We start from the raw sequence: 20,671 nt of genomic DNA, 5'->3' as shown, positions 1-20,671 counted from the left end.
CCAGCGAGCGAGGAGCGGAGCGAGCGGCGCCGCGGAGCGGGGGATGGACTCATGAGGCACGACGTGACGCTCCGCGTGAACGGGGTCGTCCAGGAGCACACCGTGTGGTCGCGGCAGCTGCTGGTGCACCACCTGCGCGAGACGCTGGGGCTCACCGGCACGCACGTCGGCTGCGACACCTCCAACTGCGGCGCGTGCACGGTCCTGCTCGACGGGGTCGCGGTGAAGTCCTGCACGGTGTTCACCGTGGCCGCCGACGGGGGCGAGGTCCTCACCGTCGAGGGGCTGGCGCAGGACGGGGAGCTCACGCCGGTGCAGGAGGGCTTCCGCCAGTGCCACGGGTTGCAGTGCGGGTACTGCACGCCGGGCATGGTGGTCTCCGCGACAGGCCTCCTGCTGGACCGGCCCGATCCCACGGGCGAGGAGATCCGCGAGGGCCTGGAGGGCAACCTCTGCCGCTGCACCGGCTACCAGATGATCGTCGAGTCGGTCCGGTGGGCGGCCGAGCACGGTGGCCCCGGTGCCGCCGCCGAGGCGCACCGCTCGCGCGCCGAGGCGGGCGCGCCGTGATCCCCGCCGAGTTCGACTACCTGGCCGCGTCCTCGCTCGACCACGCCCTCGACCTCCTGGGCGAGCACGGCGACGAGGCGAAGCTGCTGGCCGGCGGGCACTCGCTCATCCCGCTCATGAAGTTCCGCCTCGCCGCGCCGTCGGTGCTGGTCGACATCAGCCGGCTGACCGAGCTGCGCACCCTCGACCGCTCCGACGGCGTCCTCCGGCTCGGTGCCGGGCTGCGGATCCGCGACCTCGAGCTCTCCCCGGTCGTGCGCGAGCAGCTACCTCTGCTCGCCGCCGCGGCCGCCTCGGTCGGCGACCGCCAGGTGCGGGCCCGCGCGACCATCGGTGGCACGGTCGTCCACGGCGACCCGGCGGCGGACCTCCCCGCCGTGCTGGTGACCCTCGACGCCACGCTCGTGCTGCGCGGACCCGCCGGCCGGCGGGAGGTCCCGGCCGCCGAGTTCTTCGTCGACTTCTGGGAGACCGACTGCCGGCTCGACGAGGTCCTCGTGGAGATCGTCGTGCCGGCGCTGCCCGGCCGGCGCTGGGGCTTCCAGAAGTTCCGGCAGCGCAGCCAGGACTGGGCGACGGTCGGGGTCGCCGTCCAGGAGACCGCCGACGGGCAGCACGCCGTCGGGCTGGTGAACATGGCGCCGGTGCCGTGGCGGGCCTCGGCCGTGGAGGACGCGCTGCGCGCGGGCGCCTCGGCCGACGAGGCCGCCGGGCACGCCGCCGAGGGCGCCGCGCCGCCGTCGGACCTGCGGGGCGACTCCGCCTACCGGGCACACCTGGCCCGGGTGCTCACCGCCCAGGCACTCAGCGAGGCCGGGGCGTCGTGACGGAGCAGCTGGAGGCCGACGTCGTCGTCCTGGGCACCGGCCCCGGCGGGATGGCGGCGGTCGCCGAGGCCGCTGCGCAGGGCGCCTCGGTGGTGGCGGTGGAGGCCCTCGACCACATCGGCGGCAACTGCGTCTGGTCGACCGGGTACCTGGCGTTCGTCAACTCCGCGATGCAGGCCGAGCAGGGCATCACCGACGACGAGGACACCTTCGTCCGGGACGCCGCCCACATGGTCGAGCTGGCCCGCGACTCCTTCGGCGTCGTGTGGGACGAGGACCTGGTGCGGCTGTTCGCCCGGGAGAGCGCCGAGACCTACCGGCTGCTCACCGAGCGGGGGGTGCGCTTCAGCCGGTTCATCCCGCGGCCGGCCCAGCACACGATCGACCGGATGGCCGCCGTCGAGGACACCTGGATGTTCCAACGGGCGTTCCAGCCCGACTTCGAGCAGCCGTCGGTCACCACCCTGTTCGGCACCACGGCGCAGCGGCTGCGCACCGACGCCGACGGCCGGGTGGTCGGCGTGCTCGCCGAACGCCGGGACGCCGAGGGCGGCGCGACGCCGGTGGAGGTCCGGGCGCGCACCGGCGTCGTCCTGGCGACCGGCGGCTACCAGTCCAACCACCTGCTCCGGCAGCGCTACATGCCCGAGCACCTGGCGCGCGGGCCCTACCTCGGGGTGGACACCTGCCGCGGCGACGGCCACCTCATGGGCTCCGCGGTCGGCGGGGACCTGGTCAACATGACCTTCGTACCGCCGCTGGTGATCGTCTCCTCCTCGCTGGTCGAGGACGCGATCGCGGTCAACGAGGCGGGGGAGCGGTTCCACGACGAGGCCGGGCCCTACGAGGACCGGGTGGCCGCGCTGCTGGCCCAGCCCGGACGGCGCGGCTGGTACGTCTTCGACGCCGAGGTGACCGAGGAGAAGGCGGCGCTGATCGCCCAGATGCCCCGCCCGGGGGTGAGCGCCGGCTCGCTCCCGGAGCTCGCGGGCCTGATCGGCGTGCCGGCCGAGGCGCTCGAGCGCACCGTCGCCGGCTGGAACGACTTCCTCGCCGGCCCGGCGACCGTGGACCCCGCGTTCGGCCGGGTGGTGCTGCCGCCCCGCCGGCGCACCGCCGCGCGGGCGCCGTTCAGCGCGGTGCCGATGGTCGTCGGCGTCAACTTCTGCGCCGGTGGCTTCCGGGTGACCCAGTCGATGCAGGTCATCGACGTCTTCGGCGACCCGGTGCCCGGCCTGTACGCCGCCGGTGACTGCGTCGGCGGCCTGAACCCCGTGTCCGACCTCGGCGGCATCCACATCTCGGGCGGGTTCACCCTCGGCCGGGTCGCCGGCCGGTCGGCCGCGCGGGGCGTCGCGAACACCCGGCGGCGGGCCAGCGTGCAGGGGGCCCACCTGCCGAGCATGGTGGACACCAAGCTGGCCCTGGTCCACCTCGCCGGCGCCTGAGCGGGTGCCGGCGTGCGGGCCGCGGTGACGCTCGACCGGTGCCGGGTCGAGGTGTGCGACGTCCCGCCGCCGGACCCGGCCCCCGGTGAGGTCCTGGTCCGCGTCGGCGCGGTCGGGCTCTGCGGCACCGACCTGCACATGTGGGCGGGGGAGCGGGCCGGCGTGGGGTTCCCGCTGCGCCAGGGCCACGAGATCGGGGCGGTCGTCACCGAGCTCCCCGCCGACGGCTCGGCGACGCACCTGGCAGTGGGCGACGTCGTCGCCGTCGACCCGTCGGTCCCCTGCGGTTCCTGCCGGGTGTGCCGGCGCGGCGAGTGGCCGTCCTGCGCCGCCTTCACCGCGTACGGCGTCGCCCGACCCGGGGGCCTCACCGAGCTGATGGCCGTGCCGGGCGACTACCTGCACCGCGTGCCCGGCGTCGCCCCGGACGTCGCCGCGCTGGTCGAACCGGTGTCGGTCGCCGCCATGGCGCTGCACCGGTCCGGCGCCCGGGCGGGGGACCGGGTCGTCGTGCTCGGTGCCGGCCCGATCGGGATGGGCCTCGTCCTCTGCGCCCGGGTCCACGGCGTCGGCGTGCTCGTCACCGACGTGCTGCCCGGGCGGCTGGAGCTCGCCCGCGCGCTGGGGGCCGACGTGGTCGTCGACGTGTCCACCGCCGCGCCGGCCGGGGCGGTCCAGGAGTGGACCGGCGGCGCCGGGGCCGACGCCGCCATCGAGGCCAGCGGCTCGCCCCGGGCCCTCGACGACGCGGTCGGGCTGGTCGGCCGGGGCGGCACGGTGGTCGTCGTGGGCCTGGGGGACGGCGAGCTGCGGGTGCCCGTCCCGCGGCTGCTGTTCGAGGGGGTCCGGGTCACGGGGTCACGGGCCGGGTTGTTCCCCCAGGCCGTGGACGTCGTCTCGCGGCTGCCCGCCGAGACCGCCCGCATGATCAGCCACCGGTTCCCGCTCACCGACGTCGCGGCTGCCTTCGCGCAGGCCCACGACGACCCGGCCGGCACCGCCAAGGTGCTCGTCGAGGTGTCCCCGGCGGGGACCCTCTGCCGTCCCGCCCACCCGGAACCGGGACCCCTCGAGGAAGGACCGTCATGACCGGTGCCCCGCCCGCCCCCGACCCGGACGCCACCATCGGCGGGGTCGCGCTCGACGACCTGCCGTGGATCGACTACGTCGACGTGCACGACCGCGTGCACGGCGCCCAGGTGAAGCTGGTCAACCCGCGGACGATGTTCGTCCGGTTCCCCCCGGGCTTCCGGGCGCCGGAGCACTGGCACCCGTACGACACGACCTACTTCGTGACGAGGGGACGGATCCAGTTCGGCGACGAGGGCTGGTTCGAGCAGGACAGCGTCCGGTGGGTGCGCGCCGGCCACGTCTACGGGCCCGAGCTGGCCGGGGACGACGGGGTGGAGTTCCTCCTCGTCTCCTCCGGCCCGATCGACCTCATCTACCCCGACGTCCAGGCGCCGCCGACGTGGGCGCCGGGGGACCCGGCCGCGTTCTGAGAGGAGTGCCGATGCGGTCGTTCGGCGAGATCTACCACACCGGCCTCGTGGTCGAGGACCTCGAGACGGCCATGGCCGAGCTCACCGCGGTGCTCGGGCTCACCTGGACCCCGGTCGAGGACCGGGAGCTGCCGGTCGTCACGCCCGACGGCCCGCTGACCGTGCGGCTGCGGTGGGTCTACTCCCGGCGCGGTCCGTGCCGGCTGGAGCTGCTGGAGCCGGTGCCCGGCACGGTGTGGGAGCGGCCGGTCCAGCCGTCCTCCGGCGCGGGCGGCGCCCACCACGTCGGCGTCTGGGCCGAGGACCTCGCCGCCGCCTCCGACGAGCTGGTCGCCGCCGGCTACCCCCGGGTGCTGACCTTCGACGACGGCAGCGGCGGCGCGGCGCGGTTCGTCTACCACCGGCTGCCGACCGGTCCGCTCGTCGAGCTGGTCGACGCCGCCCGCCGTCCGGCCCTGGAGGCGTGGTTCGCCGGCGCCCCCTACCCGGCCGCGGGCACCGAACCGGCCGTGGGCCCGAGCCGCTGAGCACCGAACCGGCCCCTCCCGGGGCCGGGACCGCCGAACAGGAGGAGCTGTCATGGGTTTCGGAGTGCTGTTCACCCAGGGCCTGGTGACGGGTCCGCCGCACCAGACCCTCCAGGAGATCCTGGAGCAGGCCGAGGCGGCCGACCGGCTCGGCTTCGACGCCGCCCTCACCACCGAGCACAAGTACTCCGACGAGTACTTCGGCTCGCCGATCCCGCTGTCCTTCGCCATCGCGGCCCGGACCCGACGGGTGCGGGTGGGCACCGCCATCGCGATCTCCCCGCTGTACAACCCGGTGGAGCTGGCCCAGGACGTCGCGATCCTCGACCAGCTCTCCGGCGGCCGGGCCTGGCTGGGCGTCGGCGCCGGGTACCTGCCGGTCGACTACACGACCGTCGGCGTCCCCTGGGAGGAGCGGGCCCAGCGGTTCGACGAGAGCGCGCGCATCCTGCGCTCGGCGTGGACCGAGGAGCGCTTCTCCTTCCGCGGCGAGGTGTACGCGTTCGACGACGTCAGCGTCATCCCGCGCCCACTGCAGGACGGCGGGGTGCCGCTGCACCTGGCCGCCTGGACCCCCGGGGGACTGCGCCGCGCGGGCCGGCTCGGGAACGGCTGGATCACCAACGCCCTGATGTCGCTGGACACGATGCGGGGCATGGCCGACGCCTACCGGGCGGCCGCTCGGGAGGCCGGCCGCACCCCGCACGTCACGTCCATCCGGTTCTGCTGGCCGTCCCGCGACCGGGAGCGCGCCGAGGCGGAGTTCGGCGCGACGGCGCTGGCGATGGCCCGCACGCTGTTCGACTACGGCGCGATCACCGACCTGCCCGGCGTCAGCTCGGCCGACCAGATCACGCTGGCGGAGTTCGTCCGCGACCGCTTCGTGTTCGGGACCCCCGAGGAGTGCGCCGACACCATCCGGCGGTTCTCCGACGAGGCCGGCGTCGACGACTTCCTGCTGGTCTTCCGCTACCCGACCGGCCCCTCGCACGAGTCGGTCCTGGCCGCGATGGAGCTGTTCGCGAACGAGGTCGCCCCGGCCGTCGCGGCCGCACCGGTCGCGTGAGCGGCGGCCGGCGGCTGCGGATCGGCGTCGTCGGGGCCAGCTACGCGGCCGGCACCCACCTGCCGGCCTACGCGGCGCTGCCCGAGGTGGAGGTGGTGGCGGTCGCGACCGCGCACGCGGGAACCGCCGAGGCGGTGGCGCGGCGGTTCGGCGTCCCGCGCGCCCACGTCGGCTTCGAGCGGCTGTGCGCCGATCCGGAGGTGGACCTCGTCGACGTCGCCACCCGGCCCAGCCGGCACCGGGGGATGGTCGAGGCGGCGCTGGCGGCCGGCAAGCACGTGCTGTGCGAGGCGCCGCTGGCCGCCTCGGCGGCGGACGGCGCCGCGATGGCCGCCGCCGCCGGGCGGGCCGGCCGGCTGGGCGTGGTGGACCTGCAGTCGCGGTTCTGGCCCGGCCTGGCCGAGTTCCGCCGGCTGGTCGACGAGGGGTTCCTCGGGACCCTGGAGAACGTCGAGGTGCGGGCGTTCTACCCGACGTTCACCCGGCCCGAGCGCGTGGCGTCCTCCCTGTGGTGCGCGGACGCGGGGTCCGGCGCGAGCACCCTGCGCATCCACGGGCTGCACTCGGTCGACCTGGTGCAGTGGCTGTTCGGGGCGCTCACCGACGTGCAGGGCGCCGCGGCCACCCGCCGTCCGGTGTGGCCGGCGCCGGACGGCGACCTGGCGGCCACCAGCCGGGACAGCGTGGCGTTCACCGGCCGGCTGCCCGGCGGCGCGGTGGTCTCGGTGCACACCTCCTGGGTGGCCTGGCACGGCTCGGGCTGGCGGTTGGCCGCCTACGGCAGCGCCGGCGCCCTGGTCGCCACCGCGGCCGGTCACACCGGGCACTTCCCGGTGCGGCTGGCCGGAGCCCGCGCCGAGGACGACGAGCTGCGCGAGATCCGGCCGCGGCCCGGCCCCGGAGACGACCTGCCGGAGCTCGCCGCCGACGCCGCGACGCTGCCCTTCGCGCGGCTGGTCCGCCGGCTGGCCGGGGTGCTCCTCGACGACGGCGACGACCCGGTCGCGGCCGCCGTGCGCGCGCAGCTGCCCACGTTCGCCGACGGGGTGCGGCTGCTGGAGCTGGCCGACGCCGTCGACGGCGGTCAGCCGGGCGCGCCGCCGTCCGGCTGAGCGCCCACGGCCCAGCGCGCGGCCCGCTGCACGATCCGGCGGTGCTCGGGTACGGCGTAGGAGGGCACGTGGTGGCCGAGCGCGTCGTAGACCACCCGCCCGGCGCCCACCTCGCGGGCCCACAGCAGCGGGTGGTCGGTGCCGCCGTGCGGGGAGGACATCAGCCCCACGACGTCGTCGGTCCGGTCGAGGAACCCGTAGACCTCGTCGACGACGTCGAAGTCCCGGACGCCGGCGACGAGGGGGTGCCGGTCGGGAGCGACGGTGACCCGCACCGCGCCGTCCAGGGGCGGGTGGGTGGACCGGTCCCACCGCCACACCCCGCCGAGCAGCTCCCGCCACCCGGGCCAGTCGTCGAAGCAGATGCTGGCGCCGTGCAGGGCCAGCAGGCCGCCCCCGCCGTGCACGTGCGCGGTCAGCGCCGCGCGCGCCTCCGGGGACAGCGAGAGCGACCACCGCTCGCGCAGGTGGGCGTAGCGCTCGACCTGCATGGTCCAGCGGAGCAGGTTGAGCACCAGGAGGGGGCGGGCCCCGCCGGCGGCCAGACCGGTGAGCGCCGCCTCGACGTCCTCGGTGACCGTGGGGGTGAACCCGGCCTCGGTGAGGACCCGCGCCACCTCCGCGGAGGTGGCGGGGAAGTCGTGCGCCACCCCTCCCGAGACGACCACCGCGGGCCCGGGCTGCCGACCGTCCATGACCGCCTCCTCCTTGACGTGAGAAGACTAACTACTACAGGGTGGGAAGCGACGCAGGTCACACCCGAGGAGTCCCGATGGCCGCACCCACGCTCGACGTCGTGACGATCCAGACCTTCGCCGACGCCAAGGACGCCTACCGCCAGAAGGACCTCCGGCAGGCCCTGTACGACGAGGGCGAGGTGATCATGGCCGACGTCCTGGTCAACCTGCACGGGGACGAGCACCGCGCGCGGCGCCGGGTGGAGAACCGCAGCTTCCGCCGGGAGACCTTCGACCACTACGAGCGCGAGCTCTTCCCGGCCGTCACCGACCAGACGCTGGCGCCGCACCTGGCCGCCGGCCGGGTGGACCTGGTCCACCTCGGGCACGAGCTGATGCTGAACCTGGCCGCGCTGACCGCCGGGGTGGACCGCCCGCAGGGCAGCGCGGAGGAGACCGCCCGGCTCTACGACTACATGATGGTGTTCATCGAGGGCGCCACCCTCGCGCACTCGACCAAGGACAAGGACGAGCAGCGGCGGCTCATCGCCGCGGGCCTGCTGGAGTGGGACGAGGAGTTCCTCGCGCCGTCGGTGGCGCGCCGCCGGGAGGCGCTGGCCCGCCTGGCCGCGGGCGAGATCCCCGAGAGCGAGGTGCCGCGCGACGTCCTCACCGTTCTGCTGCGCTCGGAGGGCGAGCTGCGGCTGCCGCACGAGGTCCTGCGCCGGGAGATCGCCTTCGTGCTGCTCGCCGGCGCGCACACCAGCGCGACCGCGTTCGTGCGCTCCATCGACCACATCCTGTCCTGGGTCGAGGCCCACCCCGAGGACGCCGGCAAGGTCGTCGACGACCCGCTGTTCGTGCAGCGCTGCATCCACGAGACGGTGCGGCTCAACCCCTCCAGCCCGATCGGCATGCGCTGGGCCCTGCAGGACGTGACGCTCAAGTCGGGGGTGCACGTGCCCAAGGGCGGCAAGCTGGTCATCGACCTGGCCGCCGTCAACCGCGACCCGGCGGTGTTCGGCCCGACCGCGGCGGAGTTCGACCCGTACCGCGCGCTGCCCGCCGGCGTCGGTCCGTTCGGGCTGAGCTTCGGCGGCGGCATGCACGTCTGCATAGGGCAGGACCTCGCCGCCGGCGTCGTCCCGCTCGGCGAGGTGGACCCGCAGCACCACCTGTTCGGTCTGGTCACCGGCGCCGTGCAGCGGATGTTCACCGAGGGGGTGCGGCGCGACCCGGACGACCCGCCCCAGCGCGACGCCAACACCGCCCGCCCGTACTGGGGCACCTATCCGGTGCTCCTGGGCCGCGCGGGCTGACGGGAGGACCGCATGCCGCACACCGTCTCCGTGGACAAGGACATCTGCATCAGCTCCGGCAAGTGCGTCGCCGACGCCCCCGCGGTGTTCCGGTTCGACGACGACGAGCTGGCCGAGCCGGTCGACCCGGCTCCGCCGGTGGACGACGAGTTCCTGCTCGCCGTCGCGCGCAACTGTCCCTCGGGCGCCATCACGGTGTACGACGGGCAGGGCGAGCCGATCGACCTGGACTGAGCGCGCCCGCCCCACCCACCCCCGACCGAGGAGTCCTCGTCCCGTGTTCCGTCACGTCGCGGTGTTCAGCTGGACCGCCGGGTCCACCCCCGAGCAGCGGGAGGGGGCCGTCGCGGCGCTGCGCCAGTGGGGGGAGGACTGCCGCGAGTACGGCACCCTGACCCTCGGGGTCGACGCCGGTCTCGCCGAGGGCAACGGCGACGTGGCCGTCGTCGTGGACCTGCCCGACCGGGAGACCTACGCCGCCTACGCCGCCGACGAGCGGCACCAGGCCGTGCTCCGGGACCACGTGCGGCCCATCCTCGAGCGGCGAGCCGCCGTCCAGCACGAGCTGTAGGCCCGGTGGACCTCGGACTGCGCGGCCGCCGGGCGGCCGTCGCCGCCGCCACCAGCGGGCTCGGCTTCGCCAGCGCGGCGGCCCTGCTGGCCGAGGGCGCCACGGTCACCATCTGCGGCAGCGACGCCGGGCGGGCGGAGGCCGCGGCCGCCCGCCTCGGCCCCGGCGCGTCCTGGGTGGTCGCCGACCTGGCCGACCCGGACGGCAGCGAGCGCTTCGTCCGGGAGGCGCAGGAGGCGATGGGCGGGCTCGACGTCCTGGTGGCCAACGCCCCCGGCCCCCCGGCGGGCACGTTCGCCACGGCCCGCGCCGAGGACTATCCGGCCGCCCTCGACCTCAACCTGCTGTCGGTCGTGCGGATGTGCCTGTCCGCCGTCCCGGGCATGCGCGCCCAGGGGTGGGGGCGGGTCGTGGCCATCACCTCGATCGCGGTCCGCCAGCCGATCGCCACGCTGATCCTGTCCAACACCGCACGGGCCGGGGCCACCGGCTTCCTCAAGACCCTCGCCCGCGAGGTCGCCGCCGACGGGGTGACGGTCAACAGCATCCAGCCGGGCCTGCACGAGACCGAGCGGGTCGAGGCGGTCTACGGCGAGGGCCTGGCCGCACAGGTGGCGGCGATCCCGGCCCGGGCGCTGGGCCGCCCCGAGGACTTCGGTGCGGCGGTGGCCTTCCTCTGCTCCGAGCCCGCCCGGTACGTCACCGGGGTCGCGCTGCCGGTCGACGGGGGCGTCCACCAGGGCCTGCTCTGACCGCCGGCCGGCCCGGCCATCGGGCCGGCCATCGTGGCCATCTGTGCCGCTCAGGCGTCCAGGCGGAGCAGCCGGGCGGCGTTGGCCGACAGCACCGGGGCCAGGTGTGCCACCTCCTCGACCGCGTGCGCGCCGCCGGCGTCCCAGCCGGCGAAGTTGGTGCCGAACACCAGCCGCTCGGTGCCGGCCACCCGGGTGAGCAGGTCGAGGGAGTCGTGGCTGTGCACGTGGGTGTCCAGCCACAGCCGGCGCAGGTAGTGCTCCACACCCTGCTCGCGCAGGAACTCCGGCACCCACGCGCGGGGGACCGCCGCCGCCCGCGCGAAGCGCCCCGCGACATAGGCGGTGACGCCGCCGCCGTGGGACAGGCAGACGTCCAGCCGCGGGTGGCGCTCGAGCACCCCGCCGAACACGAGCGCGGCCACGGCGAGGGTCTCGTCGTAGGCGAAGCCGAGCAGCAGGTCGAGGTCGAAGCGGCGCAGCCGCGGGTCGTCGGCCGGGCCGGCGCTGCCCAGCGGCGTGGGGTGCACGAACAGCGGGACGTCGAGGTCGACCACCGCCTCGTAGAACGCGTCCAGCGCGGGGTCGTCGAGCGTGCGGCCGGGGTCGGTGTCGACGTAGGCCGCAGACAGGCCGACCTCGCGCACCGAGCGCTCCAGCTCGGCGATCGCCGCGTCGAGGTCCTGCATCGGCAGCTGCGCGGCGCCCAGCAGCCGCCCGGGGTGGGCGCGGACCAGTTCGGCGAGGGCGTCGTTGTGCGCCTGTGCGTACCGGGCGGCGGCGGCCGGCTCGAGGTCGCCGAAGTAGGTGATCGGGTTGGGGGAGAGCAGCTGGACGTCGATGCCCGCGGCGTCCATCGCGGCGATCCGCACGTCGACGTCCATGAACGCGCTGCCCTCGTAGCGCACGCCCCGGAGCACGTAGTCGCCGACGCGGTAGAAGGGGGTGCCGTCGGGCGCGGTGCCGAGCTCCGGGCCGGCGGCCCCCGCGGCCCCCAGGCTCATGGGCAGGACCGCGTGCGCGTGCACGTCGATGACGGGGGCGTCAGGGGGCTGGGCGGCCACGGGACTCCTCGGGCGGCGGGGGCGGCCCGGCGGGGCACCCGCGCGGGTCGGGGCATGGACGTGAGACGTGGGACACACTAGCGTCGTTAGGCGTATGACGCCGCATGCCCGACCGCGGCCGTCCCCGCGACCGGAGGAGGCCGCATGTCCACCGACCAGCTGACGGAGACGCCGCCGCTCACCCTGAGCACCTTCGCCGAGCTCTGGGACGGCTTCCGCCAGCGCGACCTCCGGCAGCGGCTGTACGACGCCGGCGGGGTCGTCATGCAGGACGCCCTGCTCGACCTCCACGGCGACGCGCACCGGCTGCGCCGCCGGGTGGAGAACCGGCTCTTCCGCCGCGGCACCTTCCGGTTCTGGGAGAGCGAGCTGGTCCCGCGGATCATCGACGAGGCGTTCGCCCCGAGCCTGCGCGCGGGACGGGCGGACCTGGTCCAGCTGGGGTACCGGACGACGATGAACCTGACCGCCCGGGTGGCCGGCGCCGACCACCCGACCGGGTCGGTGGAGGAGACCGACGCGCTGCAGGAGTTCGCCGTCAAGTTCAGCGAGGGCGCCACGCTGGTGCACAGCACCCGCGACCCCGCCGCGGTGCGGGCCGAGGTCGAGGAGGCCCTGGGCCGCTTCGACGCGATGTTCTTCACGCCGTCCTACGAGCGCCGCCGGGCCCTGGCCGCGGACGCCTCCGTCCCCGAGGACCAGCTGCCCCGGGACGTGCTGATGGCGATGGTGCGCCACGCCGACGAGCTGGGCGTCGACCGCGCGGTGATGCTGCGCGAGGTCGCCTTCTACCTGCAGGCCGGCTCGCACAGCACCTCCGACGCCTTCACCCACGCCGCCGACGAGATCCTGCGCTGGCGGGAGCGGAACCCGGAGCTGGCCGACCGGCTGGACGACGACCTGTTCGTGCAGCGCTGCGTGCACGAGGTGTTCCGGCTGCACCCGGCCAGCCCGGTCGCCGAGCGGCGGGCGCTGGCCGACGTCCCCCTCCGCGACGGGCGGGTGGTGCCGGCGGGGACCGTCGTGGTCATGGACATCCGGTCGGCCAACCGCGACCCGGAGGTGTTCGGTCCCGACGCCGAGGAGTTCGACCCGCTGCGCACGGTGCCCGACGGGGTCCCGCCGTGGGGGCACACCTTCGGCGGCGGCATGCACGCCTGCATCGGGATGGAGCTGGACGGCGGCACCGTTCCCCGTGACGAGACCGGCGGCGGCCCCGACCACGTGCTGGGCACCGTGCCGCTCATGGTGCGCGAGCTGCTGCGCCACGGCGTCCGGCCCGATCCGGACTCCCCGCCGACGAAGGACGCGCACTCCAAGCGGGACCACTTCGGGACCTACCCCGTCCTGTTCGACCGTTCCTGAACCCCCGGCCGGCTGCGCCGGTCACCGTCCGTAGGAGAAGCAGATGAGCTGGGCAGTCGTCACCGGAGCGGGCCGGGGGATCGGTGCGGTCATCGCCCGGCACGCGGTCAAGGAGGGGTACCGGGTCGCGGTCTGGGACGTCGACCGGGCCGCGGCCGACGCGGTCGCGGCGGAGCTCGGGGACGCCGCCGTCGCGGCCACCGTCGACGTGGCCGACGAGGCCTCGGTGGAGGCGGCGTTCGCCGCGCTGCCCGAGGCGCCCGCGCTCGTGGTCAACAACGCCGGCCTGGTCCGCTTCGGCCCCCTGCTCGACCTCGGCACGGCCGACTGGGAGGCCGTGCTCGGCGTCAACCTCACCGGCACCTTCCTGGTGTCACGGGCCGCGGCCCGGCGCATGGGCGCAGCCGGCGGCGGCGCGATCGTCAACATCTCCTCGGTCAACGGGATCGCCGCCGCGCCCAACGCCGGTGCCTACACCAGCACCAAGGCCGCGATCCTCATGCTGACCGAGCAGATGGCCCTCGAGTGGGCTCCGCTCGGCGTCCGGGTGAACGCCGTCGCCCCCGGGCTGATCCTGGCCGGCATGTCCGACCCGATCTACGCCGATCCGGAGATCCGCGAGCTGCGGCAGGGCAAGGTGCCGCTGGGCAGCCTCGGCACGGCCGACGACGTCGCCGCCGCCGTGCTGTTCCTCGCCTCGGACAAGGCCGGCTACGTGACCGCCCAGACCCTCGCCGTGGACGGCGGGCTCACCAAGGCCGCGATGCTCGGCCTGTCCCGGCCCAAGAGCGTCGACTCGGTGGGCGACCGGTGAGCCGGGGGGAGGGTCCGTGAGCCAGCCACCCGCGGAGCCGCCGGGCCAGGACGACCCCGGCGTCCAGCTGCTCACCCCCGAGGGCCGGCTGGTGGCCGACCCGCGGCACCCGCTGGACCTCGACCTGCCCGCCGTGCAGGGGCTGCTGCGGGACATGACGCTGCTGCGCCGGTTCGACGCCGAGGCCACCGCGCTGCAGCGGCAGGGGGAGCTGGGCCTCTGGGCCAGCTGCCTGGGGCAGGAGGCCGCGCAGATCGGTGCCGGGCGGGCGCTGGCGCCGGCGGACTTCGCCTTCGCCAGCTACCGCGAGCACGGGGTGGCCTGGTGCCGGGGCGTCCGGCCGGCGCAGATGCTGCGGTTCTGGCGGGGCAGCGCTCACGGCGGCTGGGACCCGCAGGCCGCCGGCATGGGCAACTACACCGTGATCATCGGGGCGCAGGCCCTGCACGCGGTGGGCTACGCCATGGGCATCCAGCGCGACGGCGCCGACGCGGCGGCGATGGCGTTCTTCGGGGACGGCGCGACCAGCCAGGGCGACGTCGCCGAGGCGTTCACCTTCGCCGCGGTGTCCTCCGCGCCGGTCGTCTTCTTCTGTCAGAACAACCAGTGGGCGATCTCCGAGCCGCTGAGCCGGCAGACCCGCGTGCCGCTGTGGCAGCGGGCGCACGGCTTCGGCTTCCCCGGGGTCCGGGTGGACGGCAACGACGTGCTCGCCGTCCTGGCGGTCACCCGCGCCGCCCTGGCGCAGGCGCGGGCCGGCGGCGGGCCCACGCTCGTCGAGGCCTTCACCTACCGGATGGGCGCCCACACCACCTCCGACGACCCCAGCCGCTACCGCGACGCGGCCGAGGTGGACCAGTGGCGGGCGCGCGACCCGCTGCTCCGGGTGGAGCGGTACCTGCGTGCCGAGGGCGTCGAGGACGCCTGGTTCGCCGACCTCGCCGCGGAGGCCGACGACCTCGCCGTCGGCGTCCGCGCGGAGGCCCGGGCGCTGCCCGACACCGACCCGCTGGCCGTCTTCGACCTCGTCTACGCCGAGCGGCACCCCGTCATGGCGCGGCAGCGGGCCGAGCTCGCCGCGCACCTCGCCTCCTTCGCCGGCCCCCGGGAGGCGGGGTGAGCGACACGGGTGGGACGACGACGCTGGCGCTCGGGGCGGCCATCAACGCCGGGCTGCGCCAGGCGATGGACGACGATCCGAAGGTGCTGGTGCTCGGCGAGGACGTCGGCCGGCTCGGCGGCGTCTTCCGGGTCACCGACGGGCTGCAGAAGGACTTCGGCGGCGACCGCGTCGTGGACACCCCGCTGGCCGAGTCCGGGATCGTCGGCACCGCGATCGGCCTGGCGATGCGCGGCTACCGGCCGGTCTGCGAGATCCAGTTCGACGGCTTCGTCTACCCCGCCTTCGACCAGGTGGTCAGCCAGCTGGCCAAGCTGCGGACCCGCTCCGGCGGCACGGTCGCCCTGCCGGTGGTCATCCGGATCCCCTACGGCGGGGGCATCGGCGCCGTGGAGCACCACAGCGAGTCCAACGAGGCCTACTTCGTGCACACGGCCGGGCTCCGGGTGGTCGCCTGCTCCTCGCCGGCCGACGGCTACCGGATGATCCAGCAGGCCGTCCGCAGCGACGACCCGGTCGTGTTCTACGAGCCCAAGCGGCGGTACTGGGAGAAGGGCCCGGTCCGGCTCGGCCCGGCCGCGGCCGACGACGACCTGCCGCTGCACCGGGCGCGCGTGGTGCGGCCGGGCACCGACGTCACCGTGGTGGCCCACGGCGCGATGGTGCGGGTCGCCGTCGACGCGGCCGAGGCGGCGCAGGCCGAGGGTCGCTCGCTGGAGGTGGTGGACCTGCGGTCCCTGTCGCCGCTGGACCTGCCCACGCTGGTCGACTCGGCCCGGCGCACCGGCCGCGTGGTCGTCGTCCACGAGGCGCCCCGGACCCTCGGGTTGGGGGCGGAGATCGCGGCCGAGCTCGCCGACGCCTGCTTCTACGAGCTGGAGGCGCCGGTGCAGCGGGTGGCCGGGTACGACGTCCCCTACCCCCCGAGCCGGGTGGAGGACGAGTTCCTGCCCGACCTCGACCGGGTCCTCGACGCCGTCGACCGCACCTTCGGGTACTGACCCGTGGGAGCGAGGTGGCGGCCGATCGTGACTGGCATGCTCACGACGGTGCGGGCGCACCGGCTGGAGGGGAACGGGCAGTGACCTACGAAGACGTGATCGAGCGGCTGCAGCACCTGGGCATGTCCGGCTACGAGGCCAAGACCTACCTGGCGCTGGTCGGCGCCGGGGAGCCGCTGAACGGCTACGAGGTGGCCAAGCGGTCGGGCGTGCCGCGCAGCACGGTGTACGAGACGCTCGCCAAGCTCGTGGCGCGGGGCGCGGCTTTCGAGGTGCGGGGCGCCGGGGACGCCGTGGACTACCTGCCGCTGCCGGCCAAGGCGCTGCTCAACCGGCTCGGCCGGGACTACTCGGAGTCGCTCGCGGCGCTGGACGCCATGCTGCCGGCGATCGCCGCGCCGCCCACGGTGCACCTGATCCACAACCTGGCCGGGGCCGCGGCCCTGCTCGACCGCGCCCGCGACGTGGTCTCCGGCGCCCGCCGGGAGCTGTTCCTCTCCATCTGGCCCGAGGAGATGGCGGCCCTGCGCGACAGCGTCACCGCGGCCGAGGCGCGCTCGGTGGCGGTCACCTCCATCGCGTTCGGCGACCTCGGCGACCCGGTGGGGCGCACCTACCAGCACGAGCTGTCCACGCCCGAGGTCGTCATGGAGAACCTCGGCTGCCGCATGCTCACCGTCGTCGGCGACCGGCAGGAGGCCGTGATCGGCGGCTTCACCGAGACCGGCGCCTGGGGCGTCTACACCGACAACCCGGCCGTCGTCCTGCTGTCGGTCGAGTACATCCGGCACGACATCGCCATCCAGCTCATGGGCCACCACTTCGACGCCGAGCAGATCCGGGCGTTCTGGCAGGAGGACCCGGACATGAACCGGCTGCGGGCCGACCGGGGCCTGCCCGCGGCGACGCTGCAGGCCGCCGAGCAGAGCGGGCGCGACCGCATCCCGGCGCGGCGCGCCCGCCGGGGCCGCTCGGCCAGCTGACCGCCTCCGGGCGGCGCCCGGTCCCGACCCGAAGGAGGAGCCGTGCCGCCGGTGACCCCGGACTGCGACCTGCTCGTCGTCGGGCTCGGGGCGGCCGGCGCGGCCGCCGCGCTCACCGCCGCCCGGGCCGGTGCCTCCGTCGTCGTCCTGGAGAAGCAGCCGGCCGACCGGCACACGCCGAGCACGCGGATGTCCGGTGGCCTGGTCATGGGCGTGACCGACGTGGCCGCGGCCACCGAGTACCTCGACCGGTGCGCCGGCGGCATGGTGCCCCGCGACGTCAGCGCGCGGTGGGCCGAGCGGGCCGTCGGGCTCTTCGACTGGCTGGCCGCCCGCGGGCTGCCGATGACCGCGATCGGCGGCGCGGAGCACCCCGAGCTCCCGGGCGCCGAGGGGATCGTCGTCGGCCAGCCGGGGGAGGCGCGCTACCGCCTGGACGCCCGGGGCGGTGCGGGGACCGACCTCTACACCGCCCTGCTGTCCGCCGTCGCCGACACCGACGTGCGGGTCCGGTGGTCCAGCCCGGCGGCGCGGCTGGTCCGGGACGACGCCGGGACGGTCACCGGCGTCCGCGTGGGGGACGACGAGGGCACCGTCGTCCGGGCCCGGTCCGGCGTGGTCCTCGCCTGCGGGGGCTACGAGTTCGACGAGGCGCTCAAGCTCGACCACCTGCGGGCAGCGCCGGTGTACTTCTACGGCAACCCCGGCAACACCGGGGACGGCGTCCGGATGGCGCAGGCGCTCGGGGCGGACCTGTGGCACATGAACCAGATGGTGGGCCGGGCGATCGGCAGCTTCCCGATGCCCGACGGCAGCCGGCTCAACCTGATCATCGGCATCGACCCGCCCGGCTACGTCATCACCGACGGCGCGGGACGGCGCTTCGCCGACGAGAGCCAGCAGGCCCGCCTGCTGCACGGCTTCTACTACTCCCTGCTCGGCATCGACCCGGCGACCGGACGCCACCCGCGGGTGCCCTGCTACTGGTTCTTCGACGACCGCCGGCGCGCGGCCGGGCCGCTCACCTACCCGCACCTCGGCGCCGGCGCGGTCGGCCTCTACACCTGGAGCCCGGACAACCGGGCGGAGATCGAGCGGGGCTGGATCCACCCCGGCGCGACCGTGGCCGACGCCGCCCGCGCGGCCGGCGTCGCCGACCCGGAGGCCGCCGAGGCCACCGTGGCGGCCTACAACGCCGGCTGCGCCGCGGGCCGCGACCCCCTGGGCCGCCCGGCGGAGACGCTCGTGCCGCTGGACACCCCGCCCTACTACTGCGTGCCGCTGTACCCGGGCGGCTCGAACACCACCGGCGGACCCCGGCGGAACGCCCGCGCGCAGGTGCTGGACGTCTTCGGCGAGGTCATCCCGGGGCTGTACGCGGCCGGGGAGCTCGGGCAGGCCAGCGGCCTGCTGTACCCGGCCGACGGCAGCAACCTGTCCGAGGCGCTGTGCTTCGGGCAGGTCGCGGCGGAGTGCGCCCTGGCCGGCTGAGGCCGGCGGGGACCCATCCACGAGGAGGACGTGCGGCATGCGGGAACTCGCAGGCTCGTCGGTGCTGGTGACCGGCGGCGGATCGGGCATCGGCGCCGGGGTCGCCCGGCACCTGGTCGGGCGGGGTGCCCGGGTCACGGTGTCCGGACGGCGGGCCGACAAGGTGCAGGCGGTCGCCGACGAGCTGGGCGCGGCCTGCCTCGCCGTCCCCGCCGACGTCACGGTCGCCGGTGACCGCGAGCGCCTGCTCGCCGCCGCCGTCGCGCACGGCGGCGGCCTGGACACCCTCGTCAACGCCGCCGGGAACATGTACCGCGGCGCGCTCGACGCCCTGGACGAGCAGCAGATGCTCGACCTCTACGCCGCCAACGTCGTGGGCCCGGTGCAGCTGTCGGGGCTGGCGCTGCCGGAGCTGCGGGCCCGCCGCGGCTCCATCGTCTTCTTCGGCTCGGTGCACACCCAGCGCGCCTTCCCCGGCGCCTCGCCCTACGCGGCGACGAAGGGTGCGCTCGAGGCCCTCACCGGGGTCCTGGCCGCCGAGCTCGGACCGCAGCAGGTGCGGGTCAACTGCATCCGGCCCGGCGCGGTCTACACCGAGATCAACGAACGAGCCGGGCTCGGCACCCCGGAGGAGGCGCACGCCCGCCTGCAGTCCCTGGGCGCCGCGCACGCGCTGGGCCGGATCGGGACGGTCGAGGAGGTCGCCGAGGCGGTGGCCTACCTCGCCGGTGCCGAGTGGGTGACCGGCAGCATCCTCACCGTGGACGGCGGCCTCGCGCTGGGGGTCACCAACGCCTGACGGTCGGCAGCCTGCACGAGGCTCGTGCGGTGTCCTCCTCGCGCCGGCGGTGCTGCGTCGCCGCAGGAGCGGGCAGAACACCGTAGGAGTCGCCCGAGTCGGGAGGCGGGGAGGTCGTCCGCCGCCACCCACGCCTGCGTCGTTACCGTGCTTGACACTATGCGGGCACCCGCCGACGATGGGCGGCGGCGACGGAACGCGGGCCACTCCGCCGGGCACGGCGCGCCCCGCCGTCCCAGGGAGGGAGCCCAGATGTCCGAGCCGATCCTCATCTCCGGCGGCACGGTGGTCGACGGCACCGGGGCCGACGCCCGCCCCGGCGAGGCCGTCCTGCTGCGCGACGGCCGCATCGCCGCCCTCGGCGCGGCCGCCGAGGCGCAGGCCGCGGACCTCCCCGGCCTGACCCGGATCGACGCCACCGGCCGCACGGTGATGCCGGGGCTGATCGACGCCCACACCCACCTGTCCTTCGGTGAGCCCACCGGCAACGACGAGCTGTTCTTCCACCGCACCGAGGCCTTCAGCTCGATGCTGTCGGCGCACAACGCGCAGAAGGTGCTGCGCGCCGGCGTCACCAGCGTGCTCGACGCCGACTGCCTGTGGAACATCGGCGTGGAGCTGCGCGACGCCATCGAGTCCGGCTTCGTCGAGGGCCCGCGGATGCGCGCCGGCGGCAACGCCCTCATGACGATGCTCGGCGGCACCGCCGGGCGGCTGATCAAGGACGAGGGCACCACCGGCTACGCCACCGTCGTGCACGACGTCGACGGGATCCAGCGCGAGGTGCGCCGGCAGATCAAGTACGGCGTCGACTGGATCAAGGTCATGGTCACCGGGCTGATCCCCTCGGTGAAGGGACCCGAGGTCAAGGTCTGGAACAAGCGGGAGATCCAGGCCGTCGTCGACGCCGCGCACGAGCTGAACACCCCGGTCGTGGGCCACTGCCGCAACTCGATCAGCACCAAGGAGTCGGCCGAGGCCGGCATGGACCTGATCTACCACTCCTCGTACATGGACGACGAGGCGCTGGAGGCGGTGGTCGAGAACGGCGCCGCGCTGTGCCCGACGTTCACGCTGCTGGGCAACCTCGTGGAGTACGGCGAGAAGGTCGGCACCGCGCCGGAGCTGCTCGACGTCTTCAAGGCCGAGCTCGACGTCACCGGCGTGATGATCGACAAGGCGCACCGGGCCGGCGTCCGGGTGATCACCGGCTCCGAGACCGGATTCGCGATCACCCCGTGCGGCGAGTGGCACGCCCGGGAGCTGGACATGCTCGTCCAGTACGCCGGGTTCTCGCCCATGGAGGCGATCACCGCGGCCACCTCGGAGGCGGCGTGGGCGATCAAGATGGAGGGGAGCCTGGGCGCCCTCCGCGAGGGCTACGTCGCCGACGTCATCGTCGTCGACGGGGACCCGCTGGCCGACATCACCGTCCTCGGCCGCGAGGGGGCCATCGTCGAGGTGGTCAAGGACGGCCGGCGCATCGACCTGTCCCGGCCCATCGCCGAGCGGCGTCCCCGGTCGGGGGAGAAGGTGAGTTTCCTCGCCGCCTGCCCGCTCACCCGGGCCTTCGCGCTGGAGGACACCCGGCTCGCCCAGGCCGCCCGGGAGGGCGACGCGCTCTCCGACGACCAGATGCGCGAGCTGTCCAAGGCCTGAGCGG

22 protein-coding genes are annotated in these 20,671 nt (G+C 75.3%); 20 read left to right on the top strand and 2 right to left on the bottom strand.

The genetic code is table 11. The annotated features are described in order from the left end of the window. The first annotated feature begins 51 nt into the window (after nucleotides 1-51). The 8 genes from PGN05_RS04660 to PGN05_RS04625 are packed head-to-tail and all read left to right on the top strand — an operon-like array spanning nucleotide 52 to nucleotide 7,052. A complete protein-coding gene (locus PGN05_RS04660) occupies nucleotides 52-570 on the top strand; it encodes a (2Fe-2S)-binding protein (RefSeq protein WP_419751357.1) in 519 nt (172 codons plus the stop codon). Continuing rightward, nucleotides 567-1,397, top strand: a complete 831-nt coding sequence (locus tag PGN05_RS04655; protein WP_419751356.1) for an FAD binding domain-containing protein — start codon at nucleotides 567-569, stop codon at nucleotides 1,395-1,397. Before PGN05_RS04660 ends, PGN05_RS04655 begins: the two co-directional genes overlap by 4 nt. Beyond that, the gene (locus PGN05_RS04650) at nucleotides 1,394-2,845 is read left to right on the top strand and encodes an FAD-dependent oxidoreductase (RefSeq protein WP_419751355.1); all 1,452 of its coding nucleotides are present in this window, start codon (nucleotides 1,394-1,396) and stop codon (nucleotides 2,843-2,845) included. Before PGN05_RS04655 ends, PGN05_RS04650 begins: the two co-directional genes overlap by 4 nt. Nucleotides 2,846-2,857: 12 nt before the next feature. Beyond that, nucleotides 2,858-3,934 (top strand): zinc-dependent alcohol dehydrogenase, encoded by a 1,077-nt coding sequence (locus PGN05_RS04645; protein WP_419751354.1) that lies wholly within the window; start codon nucleotides 2,858-2,860, stop codon nucleotides 3,932-3,934. Continuing rightward, entirely contained in the window at nucleotides 3,931-4,347 is a 417-nt protein-coding gene (locus tag PGN05_RS04640; RefSeq protein ID WP_419751353.1) for a hypothetical protein, read from the top strand. Before PGN05_RS04645 ends, PGN05_RS04640 begins: the two co-directional genes overlap by 4 nt. An 11-nt stretch (nucleotides 4,348-4,358) precedes the next feature. Continuing rightward, complete coding sequence (locus PGN05_RS04635) at nucleotides 4,359-4,874, top strand: VOC family protein (protein ID WP_419751352.1); 516 nt, start codon at nucleotides 4,359-4,361, stop codon at nucleotides 4,872-4,874. A gap of 52 nt (nucleotides 4,875-4,926) precedes the next feature. After that, nucleotides 4,927-5,940 (top strand): LLM class flavin-dependent oxidoreductase, encoded by a 1,014-nt coding sequence (locus PGN05_RS04630; protein WP_419751351.1) that lies wholly within the window; start codon nucleotides 4,927-4,929, stop codon nucleotides 5,938-5,940. Next, on the top strand, nucleotides 5,937-7,052 hold the full coding sequence (locus tag PGN05_RS04625) for a Gfo/Idh/MocA family protein (RefSeq protein WP_419751350.1): 1,116 nt from the start codon (nucleotides 5,937-5,939) through the stop codon (nucleotides 7,050-7,052). Before PGN05_RS04630 ends, PGN05_RS04625 begins: the two co-directional genes overlap by 4 nt. Here the strand turns inward: PGN05_RS04625 and PGN05_RS04620 are convergent. After that, nucleotides 7,025-7,747, bottom strand: a complete 723-nt coding sequence (locus PGN05_RS04620) for a ThuA domain-containing protein (RefSeq protein ID WP_419751349.1) — start codon at nucleotides 7,745-7,747, stop codon at nucleotides 7,025-7,027. The two genes, PGN05_RS04625 and PGN05_RS04620, sit on opposite strands and share 28 nt — an antisense overlap. Before the next feature lie 77 nt (nucleotides 7,748-7,824). Between PGN05_RS04620 and PGN05_RS04615 the strand changes: the two genes are divergently transcribed. From PGN05_RS04615 to PGN05_RS04600, 4 genes are read left to right on the top strand one after another with little or no spacing between them, the layout of a single operon-like run. Next, nucleotides 7,825-9,048, top strand: coding sequence for a cytochrome P450 (locus PGN05_RS04615; RefSeq protein ID WP_419751348.1), 1,224 nt, complete (start codon nucleotides 7,825-7,827; stop codon nucleotides 9,046-9,048). A 12-nt stretch (nucleotides 9,049-9,060) separates the two neighbouring features. After that, nucleotides 9,061-9,282, top strand: coding sequence for a ferredoxin (locus PGN05_RS04610; RefSeq protein WP_419751347.1), 222 nt, complete (start codon nucleotides 9,061-9,063; stop codon nucleotides 9,280-9,282). 43 nt (nucleotides 9,283-9,325) lie between these two features. Then, on the top strand, nucleotides 9,326-9,619 hold the full coding sequence (locus PGN05_RS04605) for a Dabb family protein (RefSeq protein WP_419751346.1): 294 nt from the start codon (nucleotides 9,326-9,328) through the stop codon (nucleotides 9,617-9,619). Nucleotides 9,620-9,624: 5 nt separating this feature from the next. Beyond that, nucleotides 9,625-10,371 carry an SDR family oxidoreductase gene (locus tag PGN05_RS04600; RefSeq protein ID WP_419751345.1) on the top strand — a complete coding sequence of 249 codons (747 nt, stop codon included), beginning with the start codon at nucleotides 9,625-9,627 and terminating at the stop codon, nucleotides 10,369-10,371. Nucleotides 10,372-10,421: 50 nt separating this feature from the next. On the opposite strand, the gene PGN05_RS04595 is transcribed toward PGN05_RS04600, so the two are convergent. Next, on the bottom strand, nucleotides 10,422-11,435 hold the full coding sequence (locus PGN05_RS04595) for an amidohydrolase family protein (protein WP_419751344.1): 1,014 nt from the start codon (nucleotides 11,433-11,435) through the stop codon (nucleotides 10,422-10,424). Nucleotides 11,436-11,579: 144 nt separating this feature from the next. Between PGN05_RS04595 and PGN05_RS04590 the strand changes: the two genes are divergently transcribed. The 8 genes from PGN05_RS04590 (at nucleotide 11,580) to PGN05_RS04555 (ending at nucleotide 20,667) form a co-directional block, all read left to right on the top strand. Then, on the top strand, nucleotides 11,580-12,800 hold the full coding sequence (locus PGN05_RS04590) for a cytochrome P450 (RefSeq protein ID WP_419751343.1): 1,221 nt from the start codon (nucleotides 11,580-11,582) through the stop codon (nucleotides 12,798-12,800). 43 nt (nucleotides 12,801-12,843) lie between these two features. Then, nucleotides 12,844-13,614 carry an SDR family NAD(P)-dependent oxidoreductase gene (locus tag PGN05_RS04585; protein ID WP_419751342.1) on the top strand — a complete coding sequence of 257 codons (771 nt, stop codon included), beginning with the start codon at nucleotides 12,844-12,846 and terminating at the stop codon, nucleotides 13,612-13,614. A gap of 16 nt (nucleotides 13,615-13,630) precedes the next feature. Beyond that, nucleotides 13,631-14,734 carry a pyruvate dehydrogenase (acetyl-transferring) E1 component subunit alpha gene (pdhA, locus tag PGN05_RS04580; protein WP_419751341.1) on the top strand — a complete coding sequence of 368 codons (1,104 nt, stop codon included), beginning with the start codon at nucleotides 13,631-13,633 and terminating at the stop codon, nucleotides 14,732-14,734. Then, a complete protein-coding gene (locus tag PGN05_RS04575) occupies nucleotides 14,731-15,735 on the top strand; it encodes an alpha-ketoacid dehydrogenase subunit beta (RefSeq protein ID WP_419751340.1) in 1,005 nt (334 codons plus the stop codon). Before pdhA ends, PGN05_RS04575 begins: the two co-directional genes overlap by 4 nt. Nucleotides 15,736-15,815: 80 nt before the next feature. Further along, on the top strand, nucleotides 15,816-16,718 hold the full coding sequence (locus PGN05_RS04570) for a TrmB family transcriptional regulator (protein WP_419751339.1): 903 nt from the start codon (nucleotides 15,816-15,818) through the stop codon (nucleotides 16,716-16,718). A gap of 42 nt (nucleotides 16,719-16,760) precedes the next feature. Next, on the top strand, nucleotides 16,761-18,209 hold the full coding sequence (locus tag PGN05_RS04565; protein WP_419751338.1) for an FAD-dependent oxidoreductase: 1,449 nt from the start codon (nucleotides 16,761-16,763) through the stop codon (nucleotides 18,207-18,209). Nucleotides 18,210-18,246: 37 nt separating this feature from the next. After that, nucleotides 18,247-19,008, top strand: a complete 762-nt coding sequence (locus tag PGN05_RS04560; protein WP_419751337.1) for an SDR family NAD(P)-dependent oxidoreductase — start codon at nucleotides 18,247-18,249, stop codon at nucleotides 19,006-19,008. A 252-nt stretch (nucleotides 19,009-19,260) separates the two neighbouring features. Continuing rightward, a complete protein-coding gene (locus PGN05_RS04555) occupies nucleotides 19,261-20,667 on the top strand; it encodes an amidohydrolase family protein (RefSeq protein WP_419751336.1) in 1,407 nt (468 codons plus the stop codon). Nucleotides 20,668-20,671: the final 4 nt, after the last annotated feature.

The sequence above is a fragment of the Geodermatophilus sp. CPCC 206100 genome, assembly GCF_048569675.1.
In the GTDB taxonomy this organism is placed as follows: domain Bacteria; phylum Actinomycetota; class Actinomycetes; order Mycobacteriales; family Geodermatophilaceae; genus Geodermatophilus.
This window is presented reverse-complemented; position numbering and strand designations above follow the sequence as displayed.

Excerpts from the sequence above, each read along its gene's own strand:
- PGN05_RS04660 (WP_419751357.1), top strand. The coding sequence starts at position 52 with ATGAGGCACGACGTGACGCTCCGCGTGAACGGGGTCGTCCAGGAGCAC.
- PGN05_RS04640 (WP_419751353.1), top strand. The coding sequence starts at position 3,931 with ATGACCGGTGCCCCGCCCGCCCCCGACCCGGACGCCACCATCGGCGGG.
- PGN05_RS04635 (WP_419751352.1), top strand. The coding sequence starts at position 4,359 with ATGCGGTCGTTCGGCGAGATCTACCACACCGGCCTCGTGGTCGAGGAC.
- PGN05_RS04630 (WP_419751351.1), top strand. The coding sequence starts at position 4,927 with ATGGGTTTCGGAGTGCTGTTCACCCAGGGCCTGGTGACGGGTCCGCCG.
- PGN05_RS04620 (WP_419751349.1), bottom strand. The coding sequence starts at position 7,747 with ATGGACGGTCGGCAGCCCGGGCCCGCGGTGGTCGTCTCGGGAGGGGTG.
- PGN05_RS04615 (WP_419751348.1), top strand. The coding sequence starts at position 7,825 with ATGGCCGCACCCACGCTCGACGTCGTGACGATCCAGACCTTCGCCGAC.
- PGN05_RS04610 (WP_419751347.1), top strand. The coding sequence starts at position 9,061 with ATGCCGCACACCGTCTCCGTGGACAAGGACATCTGCATCAGCTCCGGC.
- PGN05_RS04590 (WP_419751343.1), top strand. The coding sequence starts at position 11,580 with ATGTCCACCGACCAGCTGACGGAGACGCCGCCGCTCACCCTGAGCACC.
- PGN05_RS04585 (WP_419751342.1), top strand. The coding sequence starts at position 12,844 with ATGAGCTGGGCAGTCGTCACCGGAGCGGGCCGGGGGATCGGTGCGGTC.
- PGN05_RS04560 (WP_419751337.1), top strand. The coding sequence starts at position 18,247 with ATGCGGGAACTCGCAGGCTCGTCGGTGCTGGTGACCGGCGGCGGATCG.
- PGN05_RS04555 (WP_419751336.1), top strand. The coding sequence starts at position 19,261 with ATGTCCGAGCCGATCCTCATCTCCGGCGGCACGGTGGTCGACGGCACC.